A 17,409-nucleotide genomic window follows, 5' to 3' on the forward strand; every position below is an offset into this window, starting at 1 on the left:
GATGAAAAAGACGCTGATGCTGTTGGCGATGGTGCTTGCTCTGATCGTACTGCCATTTTTTATCGATCACGGGGGGGAATTTGGCGGCTCGGATGGTGAAGCCGAAAATCAAATTCAGGTTGTGGCGCCGCATTACACGCCGTGGTTCACGCCGCTCTATGAACCCGCCAGCGGCGAAATTGAAAGCCTGCTGTTTACGCTCCAGGGCTCCATTGGCGCAGCGGTGATTTTCTATATTTTGGGCTACACCAAAGGCAGACAGCGCCGTGATGACCGGGCTTGACAGGCTAAGCTATCAGAGCCGCTGGGCTCACGTTGCGCCGGAACGCAAGTTTCTGCTCTGGCTGGCGCTGATGACGCTGGCGTTTGCGCTGCCGCCGCTGGGGCAGGGGGTCGTCCTGGCGTTGACGGCGGGACTGACCTGCTGGCTGCTGCGGATGACCTTCAGGCGCTGGTGCCGCTGGATGGCGCTGCCGTTTGGCTTTCTGCTGGTCGGCGTGCTGACGATCCTCTTTAGCGTCACCCGTGACCCGCACACGCTGGCGGCAGGCGTCCCGGTGGGGCACTACTGGTTGGGGATAACCGCGTCCGGGCTGACTGCCGCCAATGAAACCTTCTGGCGCAGCCTTGCCGCGCTGGCGGCGACCTTCTGGCTGGTGCTGAATCTGCCGTTTCCGCAGCTGATTGTGCTGCTTAAGCGGGCGCGCGTGCCGCGCCTGCTTACCGAGCAGATCCTGCTGACCTGGCGCTTTATTTTTATTCTGTTAGACGAAGCGCTGGCAATTCACCGCGCGCAGACGCTGCGTTTTGGCTATCGTAGCCTGCCAAAGGGCTATCGCTCGCTGGCGATGCTGGTTGGTTTGCTGTTTACCCGGGTGCTGATTCGCTATCAGCAGATGGCGACCACGCTGGATATTAAACTCTATCAGGGTGATTTTCCCCTGTAAGGAATCGCACCATGCTTACCACCGCCGATCTCTGGTTTCGCTATCAGGAGGCGCAGGTGCTCAAAGGGCTGACGCTGGATTTTTCGACCCATCCCGTCACCGGGCTGGTCGGAGCTAACGGCTGCGGAAAGTCGACGTTATTTATGAATCTGAGCGGCCTGCTGAAGCCGCAGCAGGGTGCGGTGCTGTGGCAGGGGAAGCCGCTGGACTACAGCAAGCGCGGACTGCTGGCGCTCCGTCAGCAGGTGGCAACGGTGTTTCAGGATCCCGATCAGCAGATCTTTTATACCGATATTGATAGCGACATCGCCTTCAGCCTGCGCAATCTGGGCGTGGCGGAACCGGAGATTGCACGGCGCGTCGACGATGCGCTGACGCTGGTTGACGCGCAGCGTTTTCGCCAGCAGCCGATCCAGTGCCTGAGCCACGGGCAAAAGAAGCGCGTCGCCATTGCCGGGGCGCTGGTGCTGGGCGCCCGCTATCTTCTGCTGGACGAGCCCACGGCCGGGCTTGATCCTTCAGGACGCACGCAGATGATCAAGATCATCAGGCGCATTGTGGCGCAGGGGAACCATGTGGTGATCTCCAGTCATGATATTGACCTGATTTACGAAGTGAGCAATGCCGTTTACGTGCTGCGTCAGGGAGAAGTGCTGGCGCACGGCGCGCCGGGTGAGGTCTTTGCCCGCGGCGAACTGATTGAACGGGCCGGATTAACGCAGCCCTGGCTCGTCAAGCTGCACGCGCAGCTTGGCCTGCCGTTATGTAAAACCGAAGATGAATTTTTCAGCCGTATGCGACAAAAAAACGTAATGAAGGAGGCCTCATGACGCAGGCAATTATGTTGCAGGGCACCGCTTCTGACGTGGGTAAAAGCGTCCTGGTGGCGGGGCTGTGCCGGATTTTTTATCAGGATGGCCTGCGTACCGCACCGTTTAAGTCGCAGAATATGGCGCTCAACTCCGGTATTACGCCGGAGGGAAAAGAGATGGGCCGCGCGCAGATATTTCAGGCTCAGGCGGCGGGGATAACGCCGGACGTACGGATGAATCCGGTGCTGTTAAAGCCGACCAGCGATCGTAAAGCGCAGGTGGTGTTGATGGGGCAGGTGGCGACCGATATGGACGCGGTCAGCTACCACGAATACAAACCGCGCCTGCGGGAGCAGATCCGCGACGTCTATAACAGCCTGGCCGGAGAGTATGACGTGGTGGTGCTGGAAGGCGCGGGCAGCCCGGCGGAGATTAACCTGCGCGATCGCGATATCGTCAACATGGGGATGGCCGAAATGGCGCAGTGCCCGGTGATCCTCGTGGCGGACATTGACAGAGGCGGCGTGTTTGCCGCCATCTACGGCACGCTGGCGCTTTTGCACGATCGCGAGCGGGCGCGGGTGAAAGGGGTCATCATCAATAAATTTCGTGGCGATGTTGCGCTGCTTTACTCGGGTATTGAGCAGATAGAAAACCTGACCGGCGTGCCGGTGCTGGGCGTGATGCCATGGCTGGATGTGGATCTGGAAGATGAAGACGGTGTGGCGCTGCAAAAGGGAAAATACCTGCGAACCGCCCAGCGCGATATCGACATTGCCGTGGTGCAGGTACCGCATATCTCCAACTTCACCGATTTTAACGCCCTGGCGGCGCAGCCCGATGTTCGCGTGCGCTATGTCCGTTATCCCCAGGAGCTGGCGGGGGCCGATCTCGTGATTCTCCCCGGCAGTAAAAATACGCTGGGCGATCTGGCCTGGCTGCGGGAAAGCGGCATGGCGCACGCGGTGCTCCAGACCCACCAGCAGAACGTGCCCGTCATGGGCATTTGCGGCGGCTACCAGATGCTTGGCGATACCATCATTGATGAGGTGGAGTCGGGGCTGGGAACCCAGCCGGGGCTGGGTCTGCTCCATACCGTGACCCGCTTCGCGCAGCGAAAAACCACGACGCAGGTCTCGGCGCAGATGGCGTCGGCGCTCCCGGCGTGGCTTAAGTCGGCAGCGGGCATTAAGGTGCAGGGCTACGAGATCCATATGGGAGAGACCCAACTGACATCCGACGGTAGCCCGGCGCTGTTTCTGGAAAAAGAGGGCGAGCGCATCGCGGACGGTGCCATCAGCGCTGACGGGCAGGTGATAGGGACCTATCTACACGGGCTATTCGATAACGATGCCTTCACGCGCGCGATGGTGGACGGCTTGCGCCAGCGCAAAGGACTGGCGCCCTTAGACGTTGCGGTAGATTACGCCGCCTGGAAAGCGCAACAGTTTGATATCCTGGCGAGCGCGATGAGAGAACATATTGATATTAAAAAGATCTATCAAATAATGCGGGAGCATCAGGAGGAAGGCGCATGATTTTGGTCACCGGAGGCGCGCGCAGCGGGAAAAGTGCGCACGTCGAGCAGCTGGCGGCGCAGCAGTGCGAGCGCGTGCTGTATATCGCGACGTCGGTGATTACCGATGAAGAGATGGCGCTGCGCGTTGACAAGCACCGCGCCCAGCGTCCTGCGCACTGGCGAACCTGGGAAGGGTATCGCGATCTGGGCGACGTGATTCGCCACCAGGTGCAGCCGGGCGAAGGCGTGGTTCTGGAATGCGTCACCACCCTGCTGTCGAACCTGCTCTATGACGCCAGCGGCGGCGCGTCGCCGGAGACCCTCGATTTTTCCGCGCTTGAGGCGGTGCTGCAACAGCAGGTGGACGACCTGATTGCGGCCTGCCAGCAGTCGGCGGCGCCGGTTTATATTGTGACCAATGAGCTGGGCATGAGCATCACGCCAGAGAATCGGCTGGCGCGTCATTTTGTTGATATTGCCGGGCGCGCGAACCAAAGGCTGGCGCAGGCGGCGCAGGAAGTGTGGCTGGTTGTCTCGGGAATTGGAGTAAAGATTAAATGCCGTTAAAAATGTTGTGGGCGACGCTGGGATTCATTACCCGCATTCCGGTGCCGCAAAAGTGGAGCGACGGCGTTGAATTTTCGCAGTATGGCCGTGGCGTCCCTTGGTTCCCGGTAGTGGGCCTGATCGTTGGCGTGCTGGCTGCCCTGGGCTATCTGGCGGTGAGCCAGACCGGCGGGGGGATCTATATCGGCGCGGTCGCCTGGGTTCTGGCGCTGGTGCTGCTGACCGGCGGGTTTCATCTGGACGGTCTGGCGGACACCTGCGATGGCGTCTTTTCTGCCCGCACCCGCGAACGGATGCTGGAGATTATGCGCGATAGCCGGTTGGGAACCTATGGCGGTCTGGCCATCGTATTCTGCATCCTTATCAAAGTCGCTGCGGTAATTTCCCTGGCCCACCTTCCGGTTAATACCCTGTTTGCGCTGCTGGTCTGCGCGCCGATCGTCGGGCGAACGGCAATGGTGTTGGCCATGTACCGGCAGCGCTATGCGCGCGAAGGGGCTGGAATGGCAAACGCCTATCTTGGCCATATCAGCGGCAAAGAGACGGTCATCACCCTCTGCATCGGCGTGGCGCTCGTGGGGCTATTGGCCGGGGCGCACGGGCTTATCGCCAGCGTCATCACCTGGATTGTCGTCAACGCGGTAAAGACATTTTTAAGCCGCCGACTGAACGGGCTGACGGGAGATACCCTGGGCGCGATGGAGGAGATCGGTGAAATGGTCTTCCTGCTGTCGCTACTGTGGGTCTGATGTATGCGTCTGTTTCTGGTTCGTCACGGTCAAACAGCCGCTAACATCAGCGGCGTATTTTACGGGAGTACCGATCTGGCGCTCTCGCCGCAGGGCATTGCCCAAAGCCAGCGTGTTGCCGGGTACCTGTCCGGGGTCGCGTTCGGGCACGCGCGCGTCAGCGCGCTGCAGCGTTCGCAGCAAACGGCGCGGCTTATCGTGCCGACAGCCCATGATGTCCACGTCGATGCGCGGCTTAACGAGCTGGATTTTGGCGAATGGGAGATGCGTCACTTCAGCGACATCGAAAAAGAAAGTCCCGCGTCGTGGCAGCGCTGGATGGATGACTGGCAAAACGCAACGCCAGACGGCGGCGAAGCCTTCCCGCATTTCGCCGCGCGCGTCAGGGCGGCGGCGGATGAGATGAGTCAGCTGCAGCAGCGCGAAGACATGCTCATTGTGGCGCATCAGGGCGTGCTGAGCCTGTTGCTGGCAACCTGGTTAGGGATGCCCGTGGCGGCGATGTGGCATTTCCCGTTCAGTCACGATGCCTACACGGTCGTTGAAAATCGGGGCGGGCATTGGGTGTTACGGGTATTTAATGGCAGAAGCGTTTGGCAAACAGAAGAGTGAGGGTGATGAGGATGGGGACAGTGAAGGCGCTGGCGGCGGCCATCAGACCGCTTGATAAACAGAAGATTCAGGCGGCCTCAAGGCATGTTGATGGCTTAATAAAGCCGACAAACAGCCTGGGTCGGCTGGAAAGTCTGGCAATACAGCTTTCGGGAATGTGGGGCATCGACAGGCTCGATAATCTGCAAAAAGAGATTATCGTCATGTGCGCCGACCATGGCGTGTTTGATGAAGGCGTGGCCGTGACGCCGAAAGTGGTGACCTGGCTTCAGGCCGTCAATATGCAAAAGGGGTTGACCGGAGTGTGCGTGCTGGCCCGCAATAGCCAGACGTCGGTACTGCCCGTTGACATCGGTATTGACGGCGAGCCTATCGACAATATGCTCAGCCTTAAACTCTCGCGCGGCTGCGGGAATATCGCTCAGGGACCGGCGATGAGCCGTCAGGATGCCGAGCACCTGCTGCTGGCGAGTGCCAGCCTCGTTAAAAAACGCGCGCAGGAGGGGATCTCCGTCTTTGGCGTAGGCGAGCTGGGTATTGCCAATACGACGCCGGCCTCGGCAATCATCAGCGTGCTGACCGACAGCGATCCGCATGATGTGGTGGGGATTGGGGCCAATTTGCCGCAGGACCGGGTGCAGCATAAGGAAACCATAGTCCGGCAGGCGATACGCATAAACCAGCCGGATGCGCGCGATGCGGTTGATGTGCTGGCCAAAGTCGGCGGCTATGACCTGGTGGGCATGACCGGGGTGATATTGGGCGCTGGCGCATGCGGACTGCCCGTGGTGTTAGACGGTTTTCTCTCGTATGCCGCCGCCATTGCCGCCTGTCAGATTGCGCCAGAAGTGAAGAACTACTGTATTCCCTCTCATTTTTCCGCCGAAAAGGGGGCCAGGCGCGCGCTGGAGCACCTTGGGCTGGCGCCGTTTATCCATCTTGACATGCGTCTTGGCGAAGGGAGCGGTGCCGCGCTGGCAATGTCTATCGTCAGCGCGGCCTGCGCAATGTACTGCGAGATGGGGCAACTGGCGCAAAGCGGCATTGAGTTGCCCGTTCCGGCATGACGGAAAGGCAAAAACCCCAGCCAGGCTGGACGCCGGAAAGCGTCCAGCTTTGGGCCAGCGGTCAACCCCCCCCTTAACAGGGCATTCTGGTGCAGCGGATACGACGTCGATACTGCAGCGGCGTCTGACGCATCATCTTTTTAAAGCAGGTAATGAAATAGGTCACCTCGCTAAACCCGACTGCCAGCGCAATAGCGTCAATTGGCTCATCGCTGTACCGCAACAGCTCGCAGCTGCTTTTTATCCGCCGGGTCAGCAAATATTCGTGGATGCTACCGCCGGTCTGCTGGCGAAAAATGCGTGAGGTATAGCTGCGCGAAAGCCCCAGGTCGTGCGCTAGCTGGTCGAGTGAAAACTTGCTGGCATAGTGGGCTTCGACCCAGCTCATAATCCGCGAGGCGACGGTCTGCTGGCGCGGCGGGTATGGCTGCGGCTGCTCGGGCAGAAACGTCATGAGCTGCATCATCAGAAAGGCCACCTCGCACGCCTCGGTCTGCTCGCTGCCCTCCAGGCGCTGAAACTGTTCAAGGATCCTTTCGATAAACGCTGCGTGCTCGCTGAGATCGTAGATTTGCGCCGGAAGATTGCTGGCGGCCAGCGCGGCGAACCGGGCCTGATGGCGCGGGAAGGCGCCGAGCGCACTTTCGACCACCGATTGCTCAATGTGCATGGTGGTGCGGTGATAGGAATTCTTATCGCTATGATCGACCTGCACTTTGTGCAAACGGAAGGGCGGGAAGATAAATAATCGCCCCGGACGGGCGGTGTAGTGCTGATTATCCACCACCACGATGCCGTAGCCGCTGGAGATATAGAGCAATTCAACGCATTGATGCCAGTGGTAGTAAATCGCGCTGGTGGTGGACATGCGGTTAAAAGAAATGGCCTGCCGATCGAGCGTAATTCGTTCCAGCAGCTGCGTTTCACCCATATTACCTCCAGGACAACAGATTTAAATTTTTAGGCCATCATTTGTAATTTATCCCCCTCGCGTTCGACAAAATCCAGCAAAAATGAAATGGCGGTTTAATTTTGTGAGTCTGCTCACTCAGCGCCGGGAATAAAAGCAGTTACTCTTCATTCAGACGTCGCACTCGTGGCTTTAAAAAGCCTAATAACAATAACTTATCTCTACCCTCGTGTAATGCGGGAGGACCCTGTGCAACCTGAAAATATTCATCTGGATAACCCACTGACAAGCCGGGAAGAGGTGCTACGGCTGGTTAACGACATGCTGAACGCGGTGTCGCCCTGGTTTAAAAAAGACGCCAGCCGCATTGATTTAGCGAACTTTACCGCTCACTACGGCCAGCAGGTGGCGAACATGGAAACGTTTTCCCGCCTGCTGTGGGGCGTGACGCCGCTGTTGGCTGGCGGCAGCGAGCCGCAGCACTTCTCATTCTATTTACAGGCGATAAAAAACGGCACCGATCCGCAGCATGCCGATTACTGGGGCGACGTCGGGCCTTACGATCAGCGAATCGTCGAGATGGCGGCCTACGGGCTGCTGCTGGCGCTGGCGGGTGAAACCGTACTGGCACACTTCACCGAGACGGAGAAAGAGAATTTATGGCGCTGGCTAAAGCAGTGCGAGACCCGGGAAATCCCCGATAACAACTGGCACTTCTTCCCGATTCTGGTGCAGGTCGGCTTCCATTATTGCGGCATGCCGACCAACCCCCAGGCGCTGGAAGATCATTTTGCTGCCATGGAGCACTACTACCTCGGCGATGGCTGGTACTCCGATGGTCCGGGACGGCCGCGCGACTATTACATCTCGATGGGCTTCCATTTCTATGGCCTGATTTACGCGAAGCTCATGGCTGGGGTCGATCCACAGCGCTGTGCAACGCTGCGTGACCGGGCCGCGCGTTTCTCCTCTGACTTCATCCATTTCTTTGCCGAAGACGGCGCGGCGATCCCGTTTGGCCGTAGCCTGACCTACCGCTTTGCCGAGGCGGCGTTCTGGAGTGCGGCGGCCTTCGCCGGGCTGGAGGTCTTTTCGCCCGGCGCGATTAAGGGCATCGTTCTGCGTCATCTGCGCTGGTGGCTAAAGCAGCCGATATTCGACCGCGACGGCGTGCTGAGCGTCGGTTACAGCTACCCGAATCTGGCGATGGCGGAAGACTACAACGCGCCGGGGTCGCCGTACTGGGGCCTGAAGACCCTGCTGGTGCTGGCATTAGATGAGGGCGATGCTTTCTGGCAGGCGGCCGAGCTGCCGCTGCCGCCGTTGCCCGTGCAGCACACGATAGCCCACGCGGATCAGGTGGTGGTGCATCAGGCCGATCACCTGTGGATGCTGACGTCCGGCCAGCTGGAGCTGAACAACTTCGTGAATACCGAAGCGAAATACTGCAAATTTGCCTATTCCACCCGCTTTGGCTTCACCATCGAACGCGGGCGCTACGGACTGAACCATGCCTCGCCCGATTCGATGCTGCTGCTGGCCGAAAAGGATAACTACTGGCGTGGCCGCCGCGAATGCCAGCACGTGGTCACCGCTGACGGCACCATTTACAGCCGCTGGCTGCCGTGGCGCGACGTGGAGATTGAGAGCTGGCTGCTGGCACTGGGCGACTGGCAGCTACGCGTCCATCGTATCGATACCCGGCGCGCGCTGGACTGCGCGGAGGGGGGCTTTAGCCTGGCGAACCGCCCGCAGCCGCAGGTACACGAGAGTGACGGTGCCTGCTGGTTACGCAGTGCCCGGGATGTCTCAGCCATTTTCTGTCTACACCCGCACGCCCGCCGCGGCGAGGCGGTGGTGACGCCGCCAAACAGTAATCTGCTGTTCGCCGAGCGCGCGGCGGTGCCGGTGCTGCGCGGCGAGCTCGACCCCGGTAAGCATGTGTTAATCAGCGCGGTGTGGGCAGGAAATGCCGCCGACTTCGATCCGCAACGCTGCCCGCAGGCCTTCATTAGCGATGACGCGGTACGCTTCGTGACGGCACGACAAGAAACGACGCTCGTTCTGGCTCCGGAGGCATTGCTATGAGCACATCATCGTCCGTACGCGCCGCACAGTACAAAATGAGTACCTTTATTTTTCTTTACTTCTTCACCTGGTCATCCAGCTTTGGCCTGTACGCCCTATGGCTGAGCCAGAAAGTGGGCCTCGATAGCGTCACCATCGGCAGCGTGTTCGCCATCAACGGTGTCTTCGCGGTGGTTCTGAAACCAGTGTACGGCTACATCATGGACAAAATAGGTATGAGCAAATGGCTGCTCTATTTTGTCTGCGCCATTTCCGCGCTGATGGCGCCGTTCTTCGCGCTGGTGTACCAGCCGCTGCTGCAAAGCCATGCGATGGCGGGGATTATCATCGGCGCGCTGTATCTGAGCCTGGGCTGGTACGCCGGCGTGGCGGCGTCTGAATCTTACGCCGACCGCTTTAGCCGCCTGTACGGGCTGGAGTTTGGCCGCATCAGAATGTGGGGTTCACTGGGCTGGGCGATGGCGGCGTCGGTCTCCGGGCTGTTGTTTAACGTCACCCCGCTGGCCAACTTTCTGCTTAGCAGCGGGACCTCGGTACTGATGCTGCTGGTGCTGATTAGCCTCAAAATCGGCGACGAGCAGCTGCGCAATAACAGCGTTATTTCCGCAAATAAGATCGTCTTCGCCGACGTGCTGATGCTCCTGAAAAACCGCAAATTCTGGATGTTCAGCCTCTACGTCGCCGGGGTGGCGTGGATGATGTTTATCGCCGAACAGCAGTTCCCGCGCTACTTCGTGTCGTTCTTCGCCACCAAAGAGCAGGGGAATGCCTGGTACGGCTACCTGAGTACCGTCCAGTCGGGGATGGAATTCGTGATGATGATGTTTATCCCGTGGCTGGTGAATCACTACGGCGCCAAGCGCGGCCTGCTGTTCTGCGGCTGTGTGGTCGGAGCGCGGCTGATCGCCTCCGGGCTGACCAGCGACCCGATTGTTATCTCCATCATCAAACCGTTTTATGGCGTCGAGATCGCGCTGCTGCTCATCTCGGTCTTCAAATACATCGCGGAGCATTTCCATCGTCGGGTTAACGCCACGATGTACCTGCTGGGCTACCAGGCGATGATTTACGTGGGTTCGATTGTGGTCGCCCCACCTGCCGGCTATCTGTACGACAGGATTGGCTTTGAGCATACCTATCTGCTGATGGGCTGCTGCGCCCTGGTATTTACGCTGATTTCCGCCTTTACGCTGTCGCGCTGCCAGTCGACGCGCGATGACTCACGATCCTTTGCTCCGGCTTTAGATACCGCCCCGGTTGAACCGGCCAAACATTAATTCAGGAGTTGTTATGACCAAATCTGTTATCACCGAAGCGCTGCGGCCAATCGAACTGCATCAGGTCGATCGCCTGGCACTGAGCCAGAAGCTGGAGGCGGCGTTAGCCCGCGTCACGCGCAAGCTCGACAAAAATATTGTCGCCTTCGGCGATAAGTTCCCCGGTGAGGCCTGTGAGAAGGGGGTCTGGCCGCGCACCGATAACGTGGAATGGACCACCAGCTTTTGGCCTGGCCAGCTGTGGCTGGCGTGGGAGATGACCGGCAAAGCGCATTATCGCGAAGCCGCAGAGCGCTATTTACCGTCGTTCGCCCGGCGTATTGAGCAGCGCATCGACACCGCAACGCACGATCTCGGGTTCCTCTATTCGCTCTCCTGCATCAGCGCCTGGCGCCTCACCGGCAACGAAGCCGCTCGTCAGTCGGCGCTGCTGGCTGCCGATCGCCTGATGGAGCGCTTTAATCCGACGGCCAACATTATTCAGGCGTGGGGTGATTTAAACGACCCGGAGCAGCAGGGAAGAATGATCATCGACTGCAATATGAACCTGCCGCTGCTGTACTGGGCCAGCGAACAGACTGGGGATCCGCGCTATGCGCAGGCGGCGACGGCGCACGCAGGACAGGCCGCGGCCTATATCGTGCGTGAAGATGCCTCGACGTATCACACCTACTATATGGATGTGCAGACGGGCGAGCCGCGCTTTGGCAACACCCATCAGGGCTACAGCGATACCTCGTGCTGGTCGCGCGGCCAGGCATGGGGCATTTACGGTTTTCTGCTCAGCTATCAGCACACCGGCGATAAGCAGATGGTTGAGCTGTCGCGCAGCCTGGCGCATTACTTCCTCAACCGTCTGCCGGAAGATGATGTTTGCCACTGGGATCTGGCGCTGCTCGGTACCGACGCCGTGCGCGACAGTTCAGCGGCGGCGATTGCCGCCTGTGGCCTGCTGGAGCTGGTTAAGGCGCTGCCGACGCTCGACGCAAACCGTGCATATTATGAAGAGATGGCGCTGCGTATCGCGCTGTCGCTGACCGATAACTACCTTGCTCATGACGACGATCCGACTGAAGGGCTACTGCAGCACTCGGTTTATCATATGGGCAGCGGTAAGGGGGTCGATCAGTGCTGTAGCTGGGGGGACTATTTCTATCTTGAGCTGCTGGCGCGGCTGCGACAGATTTGGCACCCGTACTGGTAATCCTTAAGCGCTTGTGCGTTTCGCCCGGCGGCGCTACGCTTGCACGGGCCTACAATGAATAGTGCAATATATTGATATTGTTACGGATTGTAGGCCGGGTAAGCGCAGCGCCACCCGGCAAGAAAGCGTGTGCAGACGGTTTACAGCCCAATCACCAGCTCCCCGGAATGGCTCCGCGAACAGCACAGCGCCACCTGCTGGTCCGTTGCGCTTTTTTCCGCCTCCGACTGCACGCTATCCCGGTGATCCACTACGCCGTCAATCACCGGCGTCAGGCAGGCGCCGCAGATCCCCATTTCGCAGGAAAGCGGGACCGCCACGCCATTTTCCTGCAGCACCTGGGCGATGGTTTTGTCCGCAGGCACCGGCCAGCGCTCCCCGGTGGAGGCCAGCTTGACCGTAAAGATCTCGCCCGCGACGTCGCCTGTGGCAGGGGACGCGGGCTGAAACGCCTCGCTGTGAAGATGGGCGTCATCCCATCCCTTCGCCGTGGCGACCTCACGCACTTTTTCCATGAACCCCGCAGGTCCGCAGACCCAGGCTCGCAAACCCGCTTCAGGCATGGGGAGATGCTCTGCCAGCGCTGTGCGCGGGCTGATAGTATGAATGATGCACTCACCGCACTGCGAAAGTTCGCGCGCAAACGCCGCGCTTTCGCGCTTCCTGACGTAATAGTGCAGCGAAAACGACATGCCGGCGGCCTTCAGCTGCAGGGCCATCGCATACAGCGGCGTAATGCCAATCCCCGCCGCCAGCAATAAAACCCGTTCTGCCTGAACCAGCGGAAACAGATTGCGTGGGGCTGAAATTAGCAGCTTCTGCCCCGGACGCAGCGTCTCGTGAACGTAGCGCGATCCGCCGCGCGAGGCGGTTTCCCGCCCCACGCAGATCAGATAGCCCTCTTCCTCACAGGCCCCGGTCAGGGAATACTGGCGCACCACGCCGCAGGGCAGGTGGACATCAATGTGCGCGCCGGGCTGCCACGGCGGCAGCGCTTCGCCGTCTTCAGCCACCAGCCTGACGGCGAGGCTTTTGTCGCCCTCACGCCACAGCCCGTCAACAATTACGCTCAGCATAGCGGCCTCCGTCATACCAGGAAAAACTCGCCAAAGCCCATCTTCTTCAGTCCCCGACGGTAGGCAATCGAGCTTTTATCTGCGGGGATATGCGCTTCCAGGGTCAGGTCCAGCGGCAGGCTTTCCGGGCGCTGGGTTTCCACCATCAGACGGTCCTCTTCAAAAATCCGCAGATTGAAGGCATGCACGTCCTCCACCGGAATATGCAGGTCAAAATTGCGGGCGATAGGGGCGAACATGCGGGTCACGCGCGACGACACGGGCGACGCGGCGTTCATAATGACCAGTCTCGATTCACCCGGAAAATGAATCGTCAGGGTGGCGGTGAACGGCAGGTGCATCTCAAAATGGCGCAACCACTGGAACCCTTCCGGAGCCTGCACGGGGGAACTGGCGGGATAGTTGCTCACGGAGCTCCAGTAATCCGCCACGAAGCCAAACGGCGTCTCCTGCGGCTGATAGTGGGGCACCAGCGGGTTATTGGGGTCCGCAAAGGTATCGGTGTGGATCCAGGCAAAGTGCGCCACGTCCAGAAACCCCTCTACCTGACGTCCGGCAAAGCCGTTGACCTCAAACGCCGGGCAGTTAATCTGCTGAAATCCGGCGTCATCCCAGTGCGGCATGGCGGGCAGCGGCGCAGGGTTATCCGGATCAAAGGCCAGGCAGGTCCAGATCAGGCCGAAGCGCTCCTCCACGGCGTAGTTAATCAGGTTCAGCTTTGCCGGAACGGGCTGGTCGGGGCTGGAGGGAATACGGTTGCAGCGCCCGTCCTCTCCAAAGCGTAAGCCGTGATAGGGGCAGATAATCCCGTGCTCGTCGTGAAAGCCGAGCGTCAGCGGCACGCCGCGGTGCGGACAGACGTCACGGGCGACCACGACCTGGTCGTTAATCCGGTAAATCACCAGCTGTTCATCCAGTAGCGTCGCTTTGACCGGCGCCGGGCCGACGTCGCAGGCGCGCGCGACCGGATGCCAGCATTTCGCCAGACGCAGCCAGTCCTCTGGCTCAAACGTGCAGTGGGCGGGTGGAGTCGGTTCTCTTTTCATCATTATCCCTCTTACGTTCAGCCTAACGGGCCGCCCTGAATGGTCTCGCACAGACCGTTGATGATGCGCTCTCCGGTCTCCTCTCGAAGCTCCTGATACCAGGCCTGCGTCAACGCCATGTCTTTGCCGTGGGTGACGTCGCAGCGCTTACGCGCCTTCAGCACCAGGTCGCGCACCCGGTCGCAGCGCAGCGCCTCGTACTGCCGCAGCGCCAGCGTGATGCTGTGGTTTTCACGCAGGCATTCCCCCAGCACTACCGCATCTTCCATGGCCGCACAGCCGCCCTGGCCGATATCCGGCGTGGTGCTGTGAGCGGCATCGCCGAGCAGCGCGACGTTGCCGCGCACCAGGCTGTCGAACGGCTCAATGTCGTGGATCTCAATGCGATTGGTGGTGTCAGGATCCAGCGCCGCGATAAGCGTCTGCACAGGCGGCGCCCAGCCGCGGAAGTAGCCCGTGAGATCGGCGCGCAGGGTGGTGCGATCCTCCGCCAGGCCCGCAGGGAGCGGCACGTCAAAAAAGAAGTAGAAGCGTCCGCCGGAGACGGGCATCAGCGACACGCGCTTGCCTTCGCCAACGAAGGTGGTCCACTGGTGCGCCGGGGCGATCTCTTCGTCAATCTTCACCAGCCCGTTCCAGTTCACGTAGCCCGCGTAGCGGCGCTCGGGGGTATACCCCAGCACGTACGGGCGAACCGCCGAGTGGCTGCCGTCGGCGGCAATCAGGAAATCGCCGGATGTCGTGGTGCCGTCGGTGAAGGTCACGCTCACGCCCGAGTCGTCTTCATTTACGCGTTCGACGCGCTTGCCGAACTGCACTTTGTCGCGCCCCCAGAAGTCCAGCATTTCCCGCTGAAGCTCAGCGCGCGAGACGGGGCAGGGACGCCCGCCGGTACGCTCAACCAGCGGAGCAAGGCTAAAGCGGGTCAGGGTATCGCCGCGCCGGTAATCCTTATAGGCCATAAAACGCATCGGTCCGCCGTAGGTCTCGATGATCTCGCCCATGCCGAGGTGCTGCATGCATTTCACGCCGTTAGGCCAGATGGAGATGGCCGCCCCGACGGGCCTGATCTCCTTTACGGCTTCAAATACGGTACAGTCGATGCCCGCTTTTTTCAGCGCGACGGCGGCGCTCAGGCCGCCAATACCCGCACCAATAACGATTGCTCTCATGCTTCTCTCCTTTTGCAGGGTGTAAAGATGTTCAGCAATTTGCGTACCAGGCTGCAGAGTGGCGAAAACGGCGTTGTGAGTGAGAGGTTTGCACTGCTAAGGTGCGCAAACGCGGTGAGCGTGCCTTTTTTTGAATCAAAAATTTCCTGGTCAGCCATCCGGAATCGACTGTTTCACACCTGCCTCACGAGTGGCGTGGTTTGTGCAATAACCTGAAGGAGGATAATCAAGGAGAACCTATGATCGCACTGCACGAATTCAATCAGCTTCCTGAGAAAGACGCTCTTACGCTGCTTCAGCCCTGCGTGGCGATACCCGGCTGGGCCGACGCGTTGGTTGACGGGCGGCCTTATTCGAGCCGGGAAGCCTTGTTCATTGCGGCGCAGGCACTGACGCAACGCTGGGACGAAGCGGCATTAACGCAAGCATTGAGCGCCCATCCGCGCATCGGGGAAAAGCCCGCGGGCGCGCAGGCGGAGGCGGCGCTGTCGCGCCAGGAGCAGGGGGCGGTGAACGATCGCGATGCCGCCCTTGCGCAGGCGCTGCGTGAAGGCAATGCCCGCTACGAGGCCCGCTTTGGGCGCGTCTTTCTGATCCGCGCGAAGGGCCGCAGCGGCGAGGAGATATTACGGGCCCTGCACGCGCGGCTGGAGAACAGCGACGCGCAGGAAATCCGTGCCGCGCTGGAACAGCTGCGGGAAATTACGCTGCTACGGCTGGAAGGAGTCATTAGCGAATGAGCACACTCAGCACCCATATTCTTGATATTTCGACGGGCAAACCCGCAGAGGGCGTAACGGTTCATCTGCAACAGGGCGGGAAGACGCTGGCCACGGGGGGGACCAACGCCCAGGGGCGCATCGCCGCGTTCGTTCCCTCTCTGCCCGCGGGCCGTTACCAACTGGTGGCGGAGATCGGCGCGTGGTTTCGCGAAACCGGTCGCGACACGCTCTACCCCTGTGCGCAAATTGATTTTGTGACGGGAGAAACGGCAGACGAGCATTTCCATCTGCCGTTTGTGATTGCGCCCGGCGGGTGGTCAACCTACCGGGGCAGTTGACCATACCCGCTCGCCGTTGACCCAGGTCTCGCTGATGTTGCGCTCGTCGCCCAGGGTCATCAGCACGAAAAGCTGCTCGTAGATATCCTGACAGCGGCGATTGCGCAGGCGCTGCAGCGGCGTTACGTCAGGATCGATAACCACGAAATCCGCCTCTTTGCCGGGCGTGAAGTTGCCAATCTTATCGTCCAGCCGGAGGGCGTGCGCGCCGCCCAGCGTGGCGTGATAAAACGCCTCGCTGGCGCGCAGGCGGTAGCTCTGAAGCTGGCCCACCTTGTAGGCTTCCCCCAGGGTGCGCAGCATGCTGAAGGTCGTGCCCGCCCCGACGTCGGTGCCGATGCCCATCCGCACCCTGTGCTGCCAGCAGGCGGGCAGGCGGAACAGCCCGCTGCCGAGAAACAGGTTCGAGGTGGGGCAAAACGCCACCGCCGAACCGGTGTCATGCAGGCACTGCCACTCGCTGTGGTGAAGGTGAATCGCGTGGGCAAACACGCTGCGCTCGCCGGTCAGGCCGTAGTGGTGATACACGTCCAGATAGCGCTCGTGCTCCGGCCAGAGGTCGCTTACCCAGGCCACTTCGTTGGGGTTCTCGCTCAGGTGGGTCTGCAGCCAGGTATCCGGAAACTCCTCTCTGAGCAGGCTGACCGCCGCAAGCAGCTCGGGGGATGAGGTCGGCGCAAAGCGCGGCGTAATCGCATAGCCCAGGCGTCCACGGTGATGCCAGCGCTGGATCAGCGCCCGCGTCTGTCGGTAGCTCTGCTTCGCGTCTTCGCTCAGGTAGTCCGGCGTGTGTCTGTCCATCATCACCTTTCCGGCGATAAGGCGCATGTTCAGGCGCAGGGCCTCGGTAAACAGCGCCTCGACCGATTCCGGATGCAGCGTGCAAAACACCAGTGCGGTGGTGGTGCCGTTGCTCACCAGCTGCTGTATGAAAAATTCGGCGATCTCTTTCGCGTAGGCTTCATCGGAAAACTGGCTCTCCACCGGGAAGGTGTAGGTGGTCAGCCACTCCAGCAGCTGTTCGCCAAAGGCGCCGATCATCTCCGTTTGCGGATAGTGGACGTGGGTGTCAACAAAACCGGGCAGCAGCAGCCTGCCGCGCAGGTCGGTATAGCCTATGTGCGGGTCAAGATACTGCTCGCCCTCCTGCCATGGCATCTGTGCCATAATTTTTCCATTCTGGATAAACAGCAGTCCGTCCTCAAGGTAGCGCGCGTGCTCGGCAATGGCGTCTGCGCTGTCGCAGACCCGGGCAATATCAAAAAATGCACCGCGGATCGCAGTCTGGTATTCCATCATGGTT

Annotated in this window: 18 protein-coding genes; 13 read left to right on the forward strand and 5 right to left on the reverse strand. The window is 60.2% G+C overall.

The window, feature by feature from the left end; translation table 11 throughout:
- The first annotated feature begins 1 nt into the window (after position 1).
- Genes OTG14_RS03710 through cobT form a run of 8 tightly spaced genes read left to right on the forward strand, consistent with a single transcriptional unit; the run spans position 2 to position 6,273 of the window.
- Complete coding sequence (locus OTG14_RS03710; protein WP_024908226.1) at positions 2-283, forward strand: energy-coupling factor ABC transporter substrate-binding protein; 282 nt, start codon at positions 2-4, stop codon at positions 281-283.
- The gene (locus OTG14_RS03715; protein WP_267215188.1) at positions 270-947 is read left to right on the forward strand and encodes an energy-coupling factor ABC transporter transmembrane protein; all 678 of its coding nucleotides are present in this window, start codon (positions 270-272) and stop codon (positions 945-947) included. Before OTG14_RS03710 ends, OTG14_RS03715 begins: the two co-directional genes overlap by 14 nt.
- 11 nt (positions 948-958) lie before the next feature.
- Positions 959-1,777: an energy-coupling factor ABC transporter ATP-binding protein gene (locus OTG14_RS03720; RefSeq protein ID WP_267214598.1), complete on the forward strand. Its 819-nt coding sequence runs from the start codon at positions 959-961 to the stop codon at positions 1,775-1,777.
- Entirely contained in the window at positions 1,774-3,297 is a 1,524-nt protein-coding gene (locus tag OTG14_RS03725; protein ID WP_148768636.1) for a cobyric acid synthase, read from the forward strand. The genes OTG14_RS03720 and OTG14_RS03725 overlap by 4 nt, the downstream gene beginning before the upstream one ends.
- The gene (cobU, locus tag OTG14_RS03730) at positions 3,294-3,845 is read left to right on the forward strand and encodes a bifunctional adenosylcobinamide kinase/adenosylcobinamide-phosphate guanylyltransferase (protein WP_024908230.1); all 552 of its coding nucleotides are present in this window, start codon (positions 3,294-3,296) and stop codon (positions 3,843-3,845) included. Before OTG14_RS03725 ends, cobU begins: the two co-directional genes overlap by 4 nt.
- On the forward strand, positions 3,836-4,594 hold the full coding sequence (gene cobS / locus OTG14_RS03735; RefSeq protein ID WP_061715598.1) for an adenosylcobinamide-GDP ribazoletransferase: 759 nt from the start codon (positions 3,836-3,838) through the stop codon (positions 4,592-4,594). Before cobU ends, cobS begins: the two co-directional genes overlap by 10 nt.
- A 3-nt stretch (positions 4,595-4,597) precedes the next feature.
- A complete protein-coding gene (cobC, locus tag OTG14_RS03740) occupies positions 4,598-5,206 on the forward strand; it encodes an alpha-ribazole phosphatase (protein WP_248163833.1) in 609 nt (202 codons plus the stop codon).
- 11 nt (positions 5,207-5,217) lie between these two features.
- Positions 5,218-6,273 (forward strand): nicotinate-nucleotide--dimethylbenzimidazole phosphoribosyltransferase, encoded by a 1,056-nt coding sequence (gene cobT, locus OTG14_RS03745; protein ID WP_048989896.1) that lies wholly within the window; start codon positions 5,218-5,220, stop codon positions 6,271-6,273.
- A gap of 73 nt (positions 6,274-6,346) precedes the next feature.
- Here the strand turns inward: cobT and OTG14_RS03750 are convergent, their stop codons facing one another.
- Positions 6,347-7,204, reverse strand: a complete 858-nt coding sequence (locus OTG14_RS03750) for an AraC family transcriptional regulator (protein ID WP_267214599.1) — start codon at positions 7,202-7,204, stop codon at positions 6,347-6,349.
- A gap of 228 nt (positions 7,205-7,432) precedes the next feature.
- Here OTG14_RS03750 and OTG14_RS03755 point away from each other — a divergent pair, with 228 nt between their 5' ends.
- From OTG14_RS03755 to OTG14_RS03765, 3 genes are read left to right on the forward strand one after another with little or no spacing between them, the layout of a single operon-like run.
- Positions 7,433-9,271, forward strand: a complete 1,839-nt coding sequence (locus OTG14_RS03755) for a DUF2264 domain-containing protein (RefSeq protein ID WP_267214600.1) — start codon at positions 7,433-7,435, stop codon at positions 9,269-9,271.
- Positions 9,268-10,548 (forward strand): oligosaccharide MFS transporter, encoded by a 1,281-nt coding sequence (locus OTG14_RS03760; RefSeq protein ID WP_090417435.1) that lies wholly within the window; start codon positions 9,268-9,270, stop codon positions 10,546-10,548. Before OTG14_RS03755 ends, OTG14_RS03760 begins: the two co-directional genes overlap by 4 nt.
- A 13-nt stretch (positions 10,549-10,561) precedes the next feature.
- Complete coding sequence (locus OTG14_RS03765; protein WP_090417433.1) at positions 10,562-11,752, forward strand: glycoside hydrolase family 88 protein; 1,191 nt, start codon at positions 10,562-10,564, stop codon at positions 11,750-11,752.
- 140 nt (positions 11,753-11,892) lie between these two features.
- Here OTG14_RS03765 and OTG14_RS03770 read toward each other — a convergent pair whose 3' ends face one another.
- Genes OTG14_RS03770 through hpxO form a run of 3 tightly spaced genes read right to left on the reverse strand, consistent with a single transcriptional unit; the run spans position 11,893 to position 15,046 of the window.
- Positions 11,893-12,828, reverse strand: a complete 936-nt coding sequence (locus OTG14_RS03770) for a PDR/VanB family oxidoreductase (RefSeq protein WP_267214601.1) — start codon at positions 12,826-12,828, stop codon at positions 11,893-11,895.
- A gap of 11 nt (positions 12,829-12,839) precedes the next feature.
- On the reverse strand, positions 12,840-13,877 hold the full coding sequence (hpxD, locus tag OTG14_RS03775; RefSeq protein WP_208763728.1) for a molybdenum cofactor-independent xanthine hydroxylase subunit HpxD: 1,038 nt from the start codon (positions 13,875-13,877) through the stop codon (positions 12,840-12,842).
- 14 nt (positions 13,878-13,891) lie between these two features.
- A complete protein-coding gene (hpxO, locus tag OTG14_RS03780; RefSeq protein WP_267214602.1) occupies positions 13,892-15,046 on the reverse strand; it encodes an FAD-dependent urate hydroxylase HpxO in 1,155 nt (384 codons plus the stop codon).
- Positions 15,047-15,285: 239 nt separating this feature from the next.
- Here hpxO and uraD point away from each other — a divergent pair, with 239 nt between their 5' ends.
- The gene (uraD, locus tag OTG14_RS03785; protein ID WP_267214603.1) at positions 15,286-15,786 is read left to right on the forward strand and encodes a 2-oxo-4-hydroxy-4-carboxy-5-ureidoimidazoline decarboxylase; all 501 of its coding nucleotides are present in this window, start codon (positions 15,286-15,288) and stop codon (positions 15,784-15,786) included.
- Positions 15,783-16,106, forward strand: coding sequence for a hydroxyisourate hydrolase (gene uraH, locus OTG14_RS03790; protein WP_267214604.1), 324 nt, complete (start codon positions 15,783-15,785; stop codon positions 16,104-16,106). Before uraD ends, uraH begins: the two co-directional genes overlap by 4 nt.
- Here the strand turns inward: uraH and guaD are convergent.
- The gene (guaD, locus tag OTG14_RS03795) at positions 16,086-17,402 is read right to left on the reverse strand and encodes a guanine deaminase (RefSeq protein ID WP_267214605.1); all 1,317 of its coding nucleotides are present in this window, start codon (positions 17,400-17,402) and stop codon (positions 16,086-16,088) included. The two genes, uraH and guaD, sit on opposite strands and share 21 nt — an antisense overlap.
- Positions 17,403-17,409 lie beyond the last annotated feature (7 nt).

Source organism: Enterobacter pseudoroggenkampii (genome assembly GCF_026420145.1).
GTDB lineage: Bacteria > Pseudomonadota > Gammaproteobacteria > Enterobacterales > Enterobacteriaceae > Enterobacter > Enterobacter pseudoroggenkampii.